Origin of the sequence: Mesorhizobium sp. B2-5-4 (assembly GCF_006441095.1) — a bacterium.
Lineage (GTDB): Bacteria > Pseudomonadota > Alphaproteobacteria > Rhizobiales > Rhizobiaceae > Mesorhizobium > Mesorhizobium salmacidum.
In genome coordinates this window covers 25,180-39,477 of record NZ_VFUR01000025.1, presented here as the reverse complement: position 1 = coordinate 39,477, position 14,298 = coordinate 25,180, and the positions used below count along the sequence as shown (strand labels likewise).

Annotated in this window: 13 protein-coding genes and 1 tRNA gene; 4 read left to right on the top strand and 10 right to left on the bottom strand. The window is 63.2% G+C overall.

Annotated features, from left to right (window positions below):
• Positions 1–40 precede the first annotated feature (40 nt).
• The 3 genes from FJ492_RS24890 to FJ492_RS24880 form a co-directional block, all read right to left on the bottom strand.
• Positions 41–493, bottom strand: a complete 453-nt coding sequence (locus tag FJ492_RS24890) for an acid-shock protein (protein WP_140746418.1) — start codon at positions 491–493, stop codon at positions 41–43.
• 213 nt (positions 494–706) lie between these two features.
• Positions 707–895 carry a DUF2158 domain-containing protein gene (locus FJ492_RS24885; RefSeq protein WP_027142105.1) on the bottom strand — a complete coding sequence of 63 codons (189 nt, stop codon included), beginning with the start codon at positions 893–895 and terminating at the stop codon, positions 707–709.
• A 141-nt stretch (positions 896–1,036) separates the two neighbouring features.
• Positions 1,037–1,112: transfer RNA gene (locus tag FJ492_RS24880), tRNA-Thr, on the bottom strand.
• Positions 1,113–1,400: 288 nt separating this feature from the next.
• Here FJ492_RS24880 and FJ492_RS24875 point away from each other — a divergent pair.
• Positions 1,401–2,546 carry a hypothetical protein gene (locus FJ492_RS24875; RefSeq protein WP_140772730.1) on the top strand — a complete coding sequence of 382 codons (1,146 nt, stop codon included), beginning with the start codon at positions 1,401–1,403 and terminating at the stop codon, positions 2,544–2,546.
• Positions 2,547–2,574: 28 nt separating this feature from the next.
• Here FJ492_RS24875 and FJ492_RS24870 read toward each other — a convergent pair whose 3' ends face one another.
• Together FJ492_RS24870 and FJ492_RS24860 are read right to left on the bottom strand one after the other, a co-directional pair.
• Complete coding sequence (locus tag FJ492_RS24870) at positions 2,575–4,176, bottom strand: cisplatin damage response ATP-dependent DNA ligase (protein ID WP_140772728.1); 1,602 nt, start codon at positions 4,174–4,176, stop codon at positions 2,575–2,577.
• Between the two features lie 241 nt (positions 4,177–4,417).
• The gene (locus FJ492_RS24860) at positions 4,418–5,428 is read right to left on the bottom strand and encodes a ligase-associated DNA damage response exonuclease (protein ID WP_140507732.1); all 1,011 of its coding nucleotides are present in this window, start codon (positions 5,426–5,428) and stop codon (positions 4,418–4,420) included.
• A gap of 150 nt (positions 5,429–5,578) precedes the next feature.
• Between FJ492_RS24860 and FJ492_RS24855 the strand changes: the two genes are divergently transcribed.
• The 3 genes from FJ492_RS24855 to FJ492_RS24845 are packed head-to-tail and all read left to right on the top strand — an operon-like array spanning position 5,579 to position 7,545.
• A complete protein-coding gene (locus tag FJ492_RS24855) occupies positions 5,579–6,496 on the top strand; it encodes a methyltransferase domain-containing protein (RefSeq protein ID WP_140772726.1) in 918 nt (305 codons plus the stop codon).
• A complete protein-coding gene (locus FJ492_RS24850; protein ID WP_246676117.1) occupies positions 6,493–6,984 on the top strand; it encodes a hypothetical protein in 492 nt (163 codons plus the stop codon). The genes FJ492_RS24855 and FJ492_RS24850 overlap by 4 nt, the downstream gene beginning before the upstream one ends.
• 33 nt (positions 6,985–7,017) lie before the next feature.
• Positions 7,018–7,545, top strand: coding sequence for an AAA family ATPase (locus FJ492_RS24845; RefSeq protein ID WP_140772724.1), 528 nt, complete (start codon positions 7,018–7,020; stop codon positions 7,543–7,545).
• Positions 7,546–7,558: 13 nt separating this feature from the next.
• On the opposite strand, the gene FJ492_RS24840 is transcribed toward FJ492_RS24845, so the two are convergent.
• The 5 genes from FJ492_RS24840 to FJ492_RS24820 are packed head-to-tail and all read right to left on the bottom strand — an operon-like array spanning position 7,559 to position 14,297.
• Complete coding sequence (locus FJ492_RS24840; RefSeq protein WP_140772722.1) at positions 7,559–8,500, bottom strand: glyoxylate/hydroxypyruvate reductase A; 942 nt, start codon at positions 8,498–8,500, stop codon at positions 7,559–7,561.
• Between the two features lie 30 nt (positions 8,501–8,530).
• Positions 8,531–10,162: an ABC transporter ATP-binding protein gene (locus FJ492_RS24835; protein WP_140772720.1), complete on the bottom strand. Its 1,632-nt coding sequence runs from the start codon at positions 10,160–10,162 to the stop codon at positions 8,531–8,533.
• Complete coding sequence (locus tag FJ492_RS24830; protein WP_140507725.1) at positions 10,159–11,304, bottom strand: ABC transporter permease; 1,146 nt, start codon at positions 11,302–11,304, stop codon at positions 10,159–10,161. The genes FJ492_RS24835 and FJ492_RS24830 overlap by 4 nt, the downstream gene beginning before the upstream one ends.
• Positions 11,304–12,398, bottom strand: a complete 1,095-nt coding sequence (locus tag FJ492_RS24825) for a microcin C ABC transporter permease YejB (RefSeq protein ID WP_027142081.1) — start codon at positions 12,396–12,398, stop codon at positions 11,304–11,306. The genes FJ492_RS24830 and FJ492_RS24825 overlap by 1 nt, the downstream gene beginning before the upstream one ends.
• Before the next feature lie 30 nt (positions 12,399–12,428).
• A complete protein-coding gene (locus tag FJ492_RS24820) occupies positions 12,429–14,297 on the bottom strand; it encodes an extracellular solute-binding protein (RefSeq protein ID WP_140772764.1) in 1,869 nt (622 codons plus the stop codon).
• Position 14,298: the final 1 nt, after the last annotated feature.

Genomic DNA, 14,298 nt, shown 5'->3' with positions numbered 1-14,298 from the left:
GGCGCACTCCCGATATGCATCACACGTCATAGCCTCTTGGTCACTGCTCCGGTTTGGGAGCGGATTTGTGGCTCGGCCTCTCGTCGGCCGTCAGAATGCCGTCGCCATTCTTGTCGAGCCTGGCAAAGCGCTTGGCGAAGAACGCATCGAGCTCGGCCCGGTCGATGAAGCCGTCATGATTGGAATCGATGCGCGCGAAGGATTTGGCCCGGTCGCGCCTGACGTTGCGCTTGGCCTGAAAGGCCTCCCATTCCAGCAGGCTGATCTTGCCGTCGCCGTCCGTGTCGGCGGCCATGATCGCCTTCTCCCGCCGTTTCTGGAACTTGGCCAGTGTGATGTCGGACTTGGCGGCCGACGATGTGCCGGCCGACGATGTGCCAGCCGACGATGTGGCAGCGGGCGACGCGGCGGCCGGTGGCTGTATCGCTGTCTGAGCCAGAGCCGCGGTGGTCAGCACGCTCAAGGCAGTGGCAAGGATCGAACGGCGTATCATGCTTCACGTCTCCGGTTGGCGCATTGCCATGGCCCAATGCCACGGTCACGCTTCAGCCGTTAAACGTCGTGATCATAAAAATCCGTCGGTCACCAATGTCGATCACGCCGCTTGCCGGCCATGACGGACCGTGGCGGTCCCGGAAGCGGAAGAACACTTCGTCCGGTGCGTCTGGAGTCGCGCCGGCCCGGCCATCCCTTGGCGAAGCGGGAATTACGTCGATTGGTCGGCGGCTACCAGCTGCTCCTGCTTGAATCCCGCATGTTGCGGGGTCCACACATCGCCCTCGCGGTTGAACCAGTGGCAGAGATACATGCCGGAAGCGGCGCCGTCGCTGACCGTCATCCTCGGGCCTCCCGACCTCAGCTTGACGACGTCTCCGGTCTTGAAAGTGTTGGGCATTTGGACCTCCCATGCTGACACCGCGAGTTTCACATCAAACCCCGGTCTCGACAATGGCGGATATGCTTCGCCGGTGTCGCGATCCACTGCACGGGCAGTGACGCAGGTGCTGATTGCAGCATGCAGGTGGACAAGAGGAACTGGTGCCGCTTAGGTGACTCGAACACCTGACCCCATCATTACGAATGATGTGCTCTACCAACTGAGCTAAAGCGGCCCGGGAGGCCAAGGCCTCCAAGATGGGCTGGGTGATAGACTCAACCGGCCGCGAATTCAAGATGCGACTTGGCAAATCATGCAGGAGGCCCGCCGCGATCGAACCGGGGGCTCTGGCGTCCCTGCATGCTGGAATCGCCGACAGATTCCGATTTTGTTTGCCGGAACATCGCGGAGATGGACTTTGAACGGCCCATCGAGGCAGAATGCGGCTGCCCGCCCGTTGATTGATTGGTCGCCTGCCGCTAACCATCATGAAAGCTTGTGGCAATTTGCAGAGGGACCTCGCTTGGACGCGATCGAAAAAGCGATCCGGAACGCCTTGGAAAAGGGCAACGCCGAGGACCGCGCGTTTCGCGAGAGGGTCTATCGTGCGGCCTTCGCCGCGCTCGACCGTGCGCTCCAGGCCAATCCCGGCGTGACCGTGGAAGTCGCCATCAAGCGCCGCAAGGCTATCCAGGCGAAAATCACCGAAATCGAATCCGAGTATCTGCCGGCGGTGCCCGGCGTTGCCCCGCAGATCGACACGCCGGCGGGCGAGGCCGAGGGCGGCGCAGCGCCGGCGATCGAGGCCGGCCCGAGGGTGCCATCGCCCGCCGTCGCCGTCGACGGCCCCGTGCAGCCCGGATCCGACGCGCCGCGCTCGCGCGTGCTGCCGGTGGTTCCCGACATAATGCCGGACGCCAGTCTTCCCGGCGCGCCAGCCATCGACATGTCGGCTCCCGCCACGCCGGGAGCCGCGACGGAAGTGGCGCCCGACCGCGATGAGCGGCGCATACGCGGCCGGCGCCTGCCGTTGACCGCCATTTTCTTCACGGTCACGCTGCTCGCGGCGATTGGTATCGGACTGTACTTCGCCATGCAGACCGGTGTGTTCAAAACGGCCGCGCAGCTCAATACCGCGCCGCCGGAAGCGCCGCCGACGGTCGAGGACGACGATTTTACCCCGGCCGACGGCGCCAATGCACCGGCAAAGCCCGGTGCCGCGGATCAGTCGCGCGATTGGATCAATGTGTTTTCGCCGACCGACCCGACCCATGTCGCCGCCCCGTCGGACGCCAAGGCCGAGGTGATGAAGGACGACAGCGGGCCGTTCCTGCGCATCCAGTCCGGCGCCTCCGGCTCGGCGATCGCCTTCGACGTCGGGCAAGGCGTGCTGGAAAAGCTCGCCGGCAAGCACGCCGTGTTCGACATCATCGCCCGCGCCGAGGACGGCAAGGACACGCAGATCTCCGTCGACTGCAATTTCGGCGAACTCGGCGACTGCGGCCGCAAGCGCTACGCGGTCGGCCAGCAGAAAAACGAATATCTGTTCGACGTGAAGTTCCCCGACAAGCATCCCGGCTCAGCCGGAACCATCGCCATCAATTCCGATTTCGACAAACAGGGCAAGGCGGTCAACGTCTACGAGATCCGCGTCTCGATCGAACCCTGAACCGTTGCGACCGACATATCGGCCGCTCCTAGCGGTCGAGCAGCGCCTGCAGGGTTTCTATGCGGTCGGCCTCGTTGGCCGGCTTGTCCCAGCGCAGCCGTGAAATCCTGGGGAAACGCATGGCGACGCCCGATTTGTGCCGGGTCGAGCGGTTGAGCCCCTCGAAGGCGACTTCCAGCACCAGGCCGTTGTCGCGGTCGGCGCGCACCGAGCGCACCGGCCCAAAGCGCTCGATCGTGTTGTCGCGGACATATTTGTCGATCTGCCTCAGTTCCTCGTCGGTAAAGCCGAAATAGGCCTTGCCGACCGGCACCAGTTCCTCCGCGCCCTCGGCTCCGGACCAGACGCCGAATGTATAGTCGGAATAGAAGCTCGAGCGCTTGCCGTGGCCGCGCTGGGCATACATCAGCACGGCGTCCACCGTGTGCGGATCGCGCTTCCATTTGAACCACGGACCCTTCGGCCGGCCCGCGACATAGGGCGAATCCCAGCGCTTCAGCATCACGCCTTCGATGATCGGATGCGGCGGCGTACGACGCAGGTCTTCGAGCGCCTGCCAGTCCGTGAACTCGACGAAGGGGGAGAGATCGAAGCGGCTGGGATCGAGCGTCCCGATGAAGGCTTCGAGACGGCCGCGCCGCTCGCGGAAGGACAGTCCGCGCAGGTCCTCCGCGCCGATCTGCAGCAGATCGTAACAGCGCATGAAGGCCGGATACTGCTGCTGCATCTTCGGCGTCACCGTCTTGCGGTTCAGCCGCTGCTGCAGGTCCGAGAAGGTTCCCGTCGCCTCTCGCGGATCGCCGACCAGCAGCTCGCCATCGAGCGTCGCGGAAAAATGCATGGCGTCGGCGAGATCTGGAAAGGCGCCCGAGACATCGTCGCCGGTGCGCGAATAGAGCCTGCGGATGCCGCCTTCGGCCACCGCCTGGACGCGGATCCCGTCCCATTTCCACTCGGCCGCATAGTCCACCGGATCGAGCTTTTCGAGGTCGCCGTCGCCGATCGGATTCGATAGCATGACCGGGCGGAACAGCGCCATCGCCGTGTTGCGCGGTTTTTCGGCCTTGCCTTCCAGCCAGGCGAACAGCGCCGTGTAGGGCGGCGACAGCCCATGCCAAAGCTCCTCGATCTCGGCGACGTCGACTTTGCCGAAATCGGCCAGCGCCTGTTTGGCCAGCCGCGCCGAGACGCCGATGCGCAGGCCGCCGGTCACCAGCTTGATGATGGCAAAGCGCGCCGAGATGCCGGCGCTGTCGAGCAGCCCTGTGAGCACCTTCGGTCCGTCGGAGCGGCTTGCCGCCTGCAGCTTGGCCACCACCTCGCCAAGCGTCGGCTCGCGGTTCGCGATCCTGCCAGGCGTTTGCGGCCAGACCAGCGACACCGTCTCGGCGAGATCGCCGACATAGTCGTAGGAATAGCCGAACAGCACCGGGTCCATGCGTTCGATGACCAGCGTGCGCAGCATGGCCGGCTTGACCGCGGCGATCCTGAGATCGCCGGTGATGGCCGCCAGCGCCAGGCCGCGATCGGGATCCTCGACGCTGCGGAAATAATCGGTCAAAAGCGTCAGCTTGCCGTTGCGCGACGGCGTCAGCACCAGGCGGTCGAGAAGTTCGGCGAAGCGGTTCATGGCGATGAAGACCGCACGAAGGGGAGAGGTCTGCGCGAGGCGCCCCCCTCTGTCCTGCCGGACATCTCCCCCTCCAAGAGGGAGATCGGATGTTGTGACAGCTTTCGCCAATCTCCAAAATCGCAGGAATGAGCGCAGCGTCGAAGCTGCCAATCTCCCCCCTTGCGGGGGAGATGGCCGGCAGGCCAGAGGGGGGTGGGAAGGATCGCGGCGCCGGTGATTAGCGGATCAGCAATTGCCATCAATCGCCCTCGTCCTCATAGCCCACCAGATGCAGCGGCCGCGCGGCGATGCCTTCCAACTCGCACCAGCGCACCAGCGCTTCCTCGCGGCCGTGCGTGACCCAAATTTCCTCGGCGCCGGTCTCCTTGATGGTGATGATCAGTTCGTCCCAGTCGGCATGGTCCGAGATGATCAGCGGCAGCTCGACGCCGCCTTGCTTGGCGCGCTGGCGGATGCGCATCCAGCCCGACGCGAAGCACGAGATCGGATCGGGAAAGCGCCGCGCCCAGCGGTCGGCGAAGGCCGATGGCGGGCCGACCACGATGGCGCCGGCGAAATCCTGCTTGCCGCCGCTCTCCACCGTCGCCGGCTCGAGTTCGCCGAGATCGATACCCTGGCTCTGATAGTATTCGCTGAGCCTGGCCAGCGCGCCATGGATGTAGAGCGGCTTGTCGTAGCCGGCGTCGCGCAGCAGCCGCATCACCCGCTGCGCCTTGCCCAGCGCGTAGGCCCCGACCAGATGCGAACGCTCCGGGAATTGCGCCGCCGATTTCAAGAGGCGGGCGATCTCTTCCGTGTCGGGCGGATGGCGAAACACCGGCAGGCCGAAGGTCGCCTCGGTTATGAAGATGTCGCAGGCGATCGGCTCGAACGGCGCACAGGTCGCGTCCTTCTGCCGCTTGTAGTCGCCGGAGGCGACGATGCGCCTGCCCTGGTGCTCGACCGATATCTGCGCTGAGCCCAGCACATGGCCGGCCGGATGAAAGCTGACATCGACGCCGTCGATGGCAATCGTCTCGCCGAACGCAGCTGCCTGCGTCGTCCCGGCAAAGTCCTCGCCATAGCGCAGCCCCATGATGCCGAGCGTCTGCTGCGTCGCAAGCACCGAGCCGTGGCCGGAACGCGCATGGTCGGAATGGCCGTGCGTGATCAGCGCCCGGTTCACCGGTCGCACCGGGTCGATGAAGAAATCTCCCGGCGGGCAATAGAGGCCTTCGGGCCGGGGATGAAGCAGGTCGCTGGCGCGCATGATGCCAAGATAGGATATAATTCCGCCGCGGGAAGCCTGTTGCCCGAGACTGCTGACTCCAGGGCAAAGCCCGCTCAATTCGGTTCAGCTTCGGCATGCTTTGCTCTACAGAGATGGGCGGCCGGCTACTCTGCCGGTGGAACCATCATCATGAAACCGCTTCAGACCTCGTCGGGCGACCCGAACGCCGATCGCCGTGCAGATTATGCCGAAATGCTCTTTGCCTCCGGTGATCACACTGCCGCGGCCGAGTTGCTGCTCGGCGCGCTGGAACTGGCGCCGCAATGGGCAATGGGCTGGTTTCGGCTCGGCGAGATGCAGGAGGCATCAGGCAGGCTCGATCTGGCGGCGCAAGCCTGGACGACGTCGATGAAACTCGATCCGGCCGATCGCCAGGGCGCGGCTCTCAAACTGCATCTGATCGGCAAGGGTCCGGCCTCAATGGCACCGCCCAGCGCCTTTGTCGAGACGCTGTTCGACCACTATGCCGAGACGTTCGAGGAGATGCTGGTCGGTAAGCTCGACTACCGGCTGCCCGAGGTGCTCGACGCCGCCATCCGCAAGGCAAGGCCGGGCCGCTTCCGCCTGGCGCTCGACCTGGGCTGCGGCACCGGACTGATGGGCGAGAGGCTGAGGCCGATCGTCGACCGGCTGGAGGGCGTCGATATTTCGGCAAGGATGCTGAGGAAAGCGCGGGCGAAAAATATCTATGACGCGCTGAGAAAAGCGGATTTGCAGGATTTTTCCTATTCGGGCGACAAGGCCGATCTGGTGACGTCGGCCGATGTGCTGATCTACATCGGCGGGCTCGAAGGTTTTATGGGAACGGTCGCCGGCCTGCTCGCCCAGGACGGCCTGTTCGCCTTTTCCGTCGAGAGCCTGGCGGATGGCGGCGACTTGGCACTGCAGCCGTCGCGGCGCTACGCCCATTCGGATGGCTATGTCAGGCGGACCCTCGAGGCCAACGGCCTCTCGATCGTGGCGTTGGAGCCAGCAAGCATCCGCCAGGATCGCCGCGAGCCCGTCAAAGGGCTGGCCGTCGTGGCACGGAAGGCGCACGCGGCTTGAAGTCTGATGATACTCACGGCGGTGATTCCGACACTGCTTTGTACTGCTGCGAAAAAGTCCGATTTGCGTGCGCGATTGATATTTGCGATCTGGTCGCATCAGGGCGGGATATCAGGAGGAGCACTTCGATGCGCTGGAACATGATGATCTTGGCGTCTTGCCTGGCAACCGCCGGCTGCGTCGGCAATTCAGCGTCCGAGCGGCAGGACGCCAACATCGAATCCTCGCTGCAATATGACAGCGTGCCATGCGATCAGTTGCTGGCGCAGCGCAACGGATTGGCGCAGCAATATAATCTCCCGACCACCGCCAAGCCGACCTTCTCCAATCCCGCCATGGGATTCGGCCCGTTCACGCCCGACATGCGCTCCAAGGCCCAGCGCGACAGCGACAAGGCGTCAGGCGAAATCGATGCCATGAACCGGTCCATCGGCCGCCGCGACTGCGGCAAGCCGGACAAGCAGAAGAAGTTCGCTCTACCCCGCTGATGACCAATCGTCCATCTTGCTAGGATCCATCCGGTGAACCTCTCGGACCTCGGCGATCGCATCTGCATTTTGGGGCCGTCCAACAGCGGCAAGTCGACGCTTGCCGACGCTATCGCGCGCAAGCGTGGCCTGACGCCTATCCATCTCGATCTGCTCTTTCATCTGCCCAACACGGATTGGGAGCAGCGTCCGAGGGACGAGTTCATTGCCTTGCATGACGCCGCGATCGCCGGTGAGCGGTGGGTGATGGACGGAAACTACTCGGTCTGCATGCCGCAACGCTTCCAGCGCGCGACGGGATTGATCCTGCTGGACATCTCCACTTCGGCAAGTCTGCTGCGTTATTTCAGGCGAACCCTGTTCGAGAGGGAGAGGCGCGGTGGCTTGGAAGGCGGGCGCGACAGCATCAAATGGGACATGATCCACCACATCGCCGTGGCCACGCCGAAAAACCGGCAGAGATACAGGGCGATGTTGGAGCAGATCGACCTGCAGAAGCTGCAGCTGTCTTCGGTTCGGGCGATCAAGAAATGTTTTCAGGACTGGGACTTGGCCAGGTGACGACGATGTCTGGTTAATATCCCGCCTTGCGGTCCACCAGATTGTCGAGCTTCTCGCCGCGCTCGAAAGCGTCCATCTGGCGCAGCATGATCGGCGCCAGGTGCACGGGATCGGAGGTCGCCGCGGCATGCGGCGTCACGAACACTTTCGGATGGCGCCACAGCGGACTGGTCTTCGGCAGCGGTTCGACCTCGAACACGTCGAGGCTCGCTTCCTTCAGCGTGCCGTCGTCCAATGCCCGCACGATGTCGGCGTCCTTCTGCAGGCGCCCACGCCCAGCGTTGATCAGCACCGAGCCGCCAAGCCCGTTGCGCTTGCGCAACTCCTTCAGCACGCCGTAATTGATGATGCCTTGCGTATCCGGCGTCAACGGCAGAAGCACCACCAGAATGTCGGTGGCATTGAGGAACGGGATCAGGCCTGCTTCGCCGGAATAGGTGGCCACCCCGTTCATCGGCCGGTCGGTGCGCGACCAGCCATTGACCGCGAAGCCGAGCGACAGAAGTACCGAGGCCGCGGCCCGGCCGAGACTGCCGAGACCCATGATGCCGACGGAAATGTCGCCGGCCGGCCTCTGTTGCGGTTCGTGCCAGATATTCTTCAGCTGCTGCGACCTGTAGAGCAGGCCCTGCCGATGATGGTCGAGCACCCGCCAGACGACGTACTCGGTCATGTACTGCGTGAGGTTGTCGGCGACGACCTTGACGATCGGCACGTCGGGCAGGCCGGGATCGGCGAAGATATGATCGACGCCGGCGCCGATCGAGAAGATGGCGCGCAGATTGGGCAGCGACGACATCAGGTTGGGCTTGTGCTTCCAGACCACAGCATAGGTGATCGAGGGATCCTTGGCGCCGTCCGGCTCCAGCACCACCTCGCGCTCGGCCGACAACAGGTCGCGCCAGCGCTGCGGATGAAAGCCGGTGACGGCAAGCAGGATGCGGCCTTTTTCCATCGCGGTTCGTTCAGTCCTTCCTTATGCGGATCACTCGCTGACCACGCCTGTCGGCGCCGTCTCGATCTTGAAGGCGGCCGAGATCAGCGCCCGAGTATAGTCGGTTTGCGGATTTCCAAAAATCTGTTCGGAAGGGCCGGCTTCGACGATCTGGCCGTTGCGCATGACGATGACGTCATTGGCCAGCGCCCGGATGACCTTGAGGTCATGGCTGATGAAGAGATAGGCGAGGTCGTGCTTGGCCTGCAAATTGCGCAGGAGATCGACGACCTGCGCCTGCACGCTCATGTCGAGCGCCGATGTCGGCTCGTCCAGCATGACGAAGCGCGGGTTGAGCACCATGGCGCGCGCGATGGCGACACGCTGGCGCTGGCCGCCGGAAAATTCGTGCGGATAGCGGTTTCGGGTCGCCGGGTCGAGGCCGACTTCCTTCAGCACGGCGGCCACCTTGTCATCGCGCTCGTCGGGCGACAGCTTCGGCTCGTGGATCTTCAGGCCTTCCTCGATGATCTCGGCGATCGACATGCGCGGGCTGAGCGAACCGAACGGGTCCTGGAAGACGATCTGCAGTTCGCGCCTGAGCGGCCGCATCGCGTTGAAGGTGAGCTGGTTGATGTCGCGGCCGTTGAACTTGATGGTTCCGGTCGACGAGATCATGCGCGCCAGCGCCAGGCCGAGCGTGGTCTTGCCGGAGCCGGATTCTCCGACCACGCCCAGCGTCTGGCCGGCGCGCACCGTGACGTCGATGCCGTCGACCGCCTTCACATGATCGACAGTGCGCCGGAAGAAGCCCTGCTTGATCGGAAACCAGACCTTGATGTCCTTGCCGGTCATGACAGGCTTGGCTTCGGCATTGGCGGCTGGTGGCTTGCCTTTCGGCTCTGCGGCCAGAAGATGACGCGTATAGGGGTGGCGCGGGCTAGTGAAGATGTCCTTGGTCGGTCCGGTCTCGACGATCTTGCCCTTGGTCATCACGCAGACCCGATCGGCGATCTTGCGTACGATGCCGAGGTCATGAGTGATGAACAGCATCGACATGCCCTTGCGGCTTTTGAGGCCCGCGAGCAGTTCGAGGATCTGTGCCTGAACAGTGACGTCGAGCGCCGTCGTCGGCTCGTCGGCGATCAACAGTTCCGGCTCGTTGGCGAGCGCCATGGCGATCATGACGCGTTGGCGCTGGCCGCCCGAAAGCTGGTGCGGATAGGCATCGAGCCGTTTTTCCGGATCGCGGATGCCGACCTCTTTCAGCAGGGCCAGCGTGCGCGCCTTGGCCGGACGGTCGCTCATGCCTTGATGCAGCTTCAGGATCTCGACGATCTGGTGCTCGATCGTGTGCAACGGATTGAGCGAGGTCATCGGCTCCTGGAAGATCATGGTGATCTTGTTGCCGCGCACCTGCCGCAATTGCTTCTCGCTCATGGCCAGCAGGTCGGCGCCCTGGAACAGGATCTTGCCCGATGGGTGGCTGGCGCTGGGGTAGGGCAGCAGCTTCAGCACCGATAGCGCCGAGACCGATTTGCCGGAGCCGGATTCGCCGACAAGCGCCACCGTCTCGCCCCTGGCGATGTCGAACGATATATGGTCGACGGCGACAGACTGGCCGCCGTCCTGGCTGAAGGCGACGCTGAGGTCCTGGACGCTGAGCAAGGGGGCTTCGCTCATTTGAACGTCTTGCGCGGATCGAAGGCGTCGCGCGTCGCCTCGCCGACAAAGACCAGCAGCGACAGCATCAGCGAGATGACGACGAAGCCGGATATGCCGAGCCAAGGCGCATTGAGGTTGCGCTGCGCCTGCTTGAGCAGTTCGCCGAGCGAGGCGGAGCCGGGCGGCAGGCCGAAGCCGAGATAGTCGAGCGAGGTCAGCGTCGAGATCGATCCGCTCAGCAAAAAGGGCAGGAAGGTCAATGTCGCCACCATCGCGTTGGGCAGCAGGTGCCGGAACATGATGGTGCGGTTGCGCACGCCGAGCGCGCGCGCCGCGTTGACATATTCGAAGTTGCGGGCGCGCAGGAACTCGGCTCGCACCACGCCTACCAGCGCCACCCAGGAGAACAGCAGCATCAGGCCAAGCAGGATGAAGAAGCCCGGCGGCAGGATGGCGGCGACGATGAGCAGCAGATAAAGCACGGGAATCGCCGACCAGATCTCGATGAAGCGTTGGAACAGCAGATCGGTCCAGCCGCCGAAATAGCCCTGCAACGCACCGGCGCCGACGCCGATCAGCGCCGAGCCCGCGGTCAGGATCAGGCCGAACAGCACCGAAATGCGGAAACCGTAGATGACGCGCGCCAGCACGTCGCGCGCCTGGTCGTCGGTGCCGAGCCAGTTCCAGTTACCGACATTGCAGGCGGGGTCATCGGCTCCTTGTGGATATTGGTTGCAGCGCGTCTTGGCGTCATATTCCCACGACGGCTTGGCGGGTGCCGCTTCGGGAATGGCGTTGTTGACGGTCTGGTAGGAATAGCGGATCGGCGGCCAGATCATCCAGCCATGGGCATTGATCTCGTCCTGGATTACCGGGTCGCGATAGTCAGTGACGGCATAGAAGCCGCCGAATTTTTCCTCGGGGTAAGCGACCATCACCGGGAAAAGGATTTCGCCCTTGTAGGAAGCGATGATCGGCTTGTCGTTGGCGATGAATTCGGCAAACAGCGACAGGACGAACAGAACGAGGAAAATCCACAGCGACCAGTAGCCGCGCCGGTTGGCCTTGAAATTCTGCAGGCGACGCTTGTTGAGCGGCGACAGGAACGGGCGTGGGAGCCGCTCCGGCAAGACACCGGCGGTAACGCTTGCCTCCGACATCAGACGTCTCTCCGCTCGAAATCGATGCGCGGATCGACCCAGGTGTACATCAGGTCGGACAGGAGCCCGACGAACAGGCCAAGCAGCGAGAAGATATAGAGGTTGGCGAACACCACGGGATAGTCGCGCTCGACCACCGACCGGAAGCCGAGCAGGCCGAGCCCGTCGAGGGAAAAGATGTTCTCGATCAGCAGCGAGCCGGTGAAGAAGGCCGAGATGAAGGCGCCCGGGAAGCCGGCGATGACGATCAGCATGGCGTTGCGGAAGACGTGCCCGTAAAGCACCTGCCGTTCCGACAGGCCCTTGGCGCGCGCCGTCACCACATACTGCTTGCGGATTTCCTCCAGGAACGAGTTCTTGGTCAAAAGCGTCGTCGTGGCGAAGGCCGACAGCACCAGCGCCGTCAGCGGCAAGGTCATGTGCCAGAAATAATCGGCAATCCTGGCCGGCCAGGACAACTGGTCCCAATTGTCGGAAACGATGCCGCGCAATGGGAACCAGTCCCAGAACGAGCCGCCGGCAAACAGCACCATCAAAAGGATGCCGAACAGGAAGCCCGGAATGGCATAGCCGACAATGACGACGCCGCTGGTCCAGACGTCGAAGGGGCTGCCGTCCTTCACAGCCTTGCGAATGCCGAGCGGGATCGAGATCAGATAGGACAACAACGTGATCCAGAGCCCGATCGAAATCGAAACGGGCATCTTCTCAAGTATCAGGTCGAGCACGGAAATATCGCGGAAATAGCTGTTGCCGAAATCGAACCTGGCGTAATTCCACAGCATCATGCCGAAGCGTTCGAGCGGCGGCTTGTCGAAGCCGAACTGCTTTTCCAGCTTCTTGATGAATTCGGGGTCGAGACCCTGGGCGCCGCGATATTTCGAACCGACATCGCCGGCAGCATCGAAATTGGAGCCGCCCGCGTCGCCGCCACCGCCGCCGAGGCGGTCGCTGCCGCCCTGGTTGGTCAGCTTGGCGATGACTTGCTCGACCGGGCCGCCTGGGGCGAACTGGATGACGGCGAAGGATATCGCCATGATGCCGAACAGGGTCGGGATCATCAAAAGGATACGGCGCAGTATATAGGCGCCCATCAGGCCTCGCGTCCTGCTCGTGCGAACATCTCAGCCTTTGCCAATTTTTGCCGCCTTGCCCTTATCGAACCACCACAGCGTCTCGACCGGAAAGCCGAAATCGGGCTTTTGCTCGACAAAGCCGAACATATCCCAATAGGCGACGCGGTGATTCGCCAGGAACCAACTAGGAATCCAATCGCATCGCGCGCGCAAGACCCGGTCGAGCGCACGCATGGCCACGGTCAGGTTTTCACGGTCCTTTGCCGCGCCCACTGCGTTGATCAGCGCATCGACCGCGGGATCGGAGATACCCGGCAAGTTACGGGAACCGGAGACGCCGGCGGTGCTCGAATGGAAGAAGACTTCGAGATCATCGCGAGTTGGCGTCGCGCTGAACGAAAAAGCAGCAGACAAGAGGTCGAAGTCGAAACTCGCCTGTCTCGCCTGGTATTGCGCCGAATCGACCAGCCGGATCGTGGCGTCGATGCCGATCGCCTTCATATTGGCGACCCAGGGCGAATAGACCTGAACGAAGGTATCGTCGTCGACCATAAACTCGGCCGAAAGCCTGCCACCCTTGGCATTGACAACGAAGTCACCCGACCGTTTCCAGCCGGCCGCGGACAGAAGCTTTGCCGCCTGGCCAAGCAGCTTGCGGTCACGGCCGGAGCCGTCGGATGCGGGCTGGGTCACTGCCTTGCCGAAGACCTCTGCCGGGAGATGGCTTCGCAGCGGCTCCAACAAAGCGAGTTCCTGCGGCGAGGGCAGCCCTTCGGCGCGAAAATCCGATTTCTCGAAACACGATTGCGAGCGCTCGTAGGAGCCGTAGAAGAAGTTGCGGCGAGTCCATTCGAAGTCGAAGCACAGCGCAATCGCCTGCCTCACCCTGGGATCGCGAAATTGCTCGCGCCGCTGGTTGACGGCCGTGGCCTGCATGGACGGCCGCTTCTCGGCCGGGAATTCGTGCTTGATCACCTTGCCGGCGGCCAAGGCCGGAAAGTCATAGCCGGTGGCCCAAACGCGTGACACGAATTCCTCGCGATACGTGATCTCACCCTTCTTGAAGGCTTCGAATCCGGCGTTGCGGTTCTGGTAGAACTCGATGCGGATACGGTCGAAATTGTTCTGGCCGCGATTGACCGCAAGGTCGCGGCCCCAATAGTCCGCCACCCGGTCGTATTCGATCCACGCCCCGGCCGAAAGGCGCCCCACCTTATAGGCACCTGAGCCGAGCGGCGCGTTCAATTGCGAGGAATCGAATGGATTTGCCGTGTAGAAGGCTTTGGACAGGATCGGGAATTCCACCACGTTGAGCACGGTGCGGGCGGATTGCTTGCCGGAAAAAGTAAGCCGCAGCGTGCGGTCATCGACGGCAACGGCATCGACCATATGCGTCAGCGACAGCGATAGGTCGGGATGGCCCTTCTCCTTGTAGAGCTTGAAGGTGAAAGCTGCGTCCTGCGCCGTCAGCGGCGTGCCGTCATGGAAACGCACCTCGGGCCGAAGCGAGAAGGTGAAGCCATTGCGGTCGTCGGAGAGCGTCACGCCATCCGCGATCTGGCCATAGACCGCGTCGGGTTCGTCGAGCGCCCGCACCATCAGCGCGTCGAAACACATCTCCATGCGCGGCGGCGCGTCGCCCTTGTTGGCGAAGGAGTTCAGCGTGTTGAAGGTCTGGGTATCCTGATTGTAGCCCCAATTCGGCGGCGAGAAATTGAAGATGCCGCCAACAGGCGCGTCGACATTGACATAGTCGAAATGCGGGAAATCAGGCTTGTATTTGAGATCGCCGAAGGCGGACAGACCGTGCAGCTTGGTGCCGGTCGCAATATCGGCGAAAGCCTTGCGCGGCAGCAAGGCGGCGGCAGTGGCAGCCGCGCCAAGGGCGAGAAAATCGCGGCGGGGCAGCACCGCCATT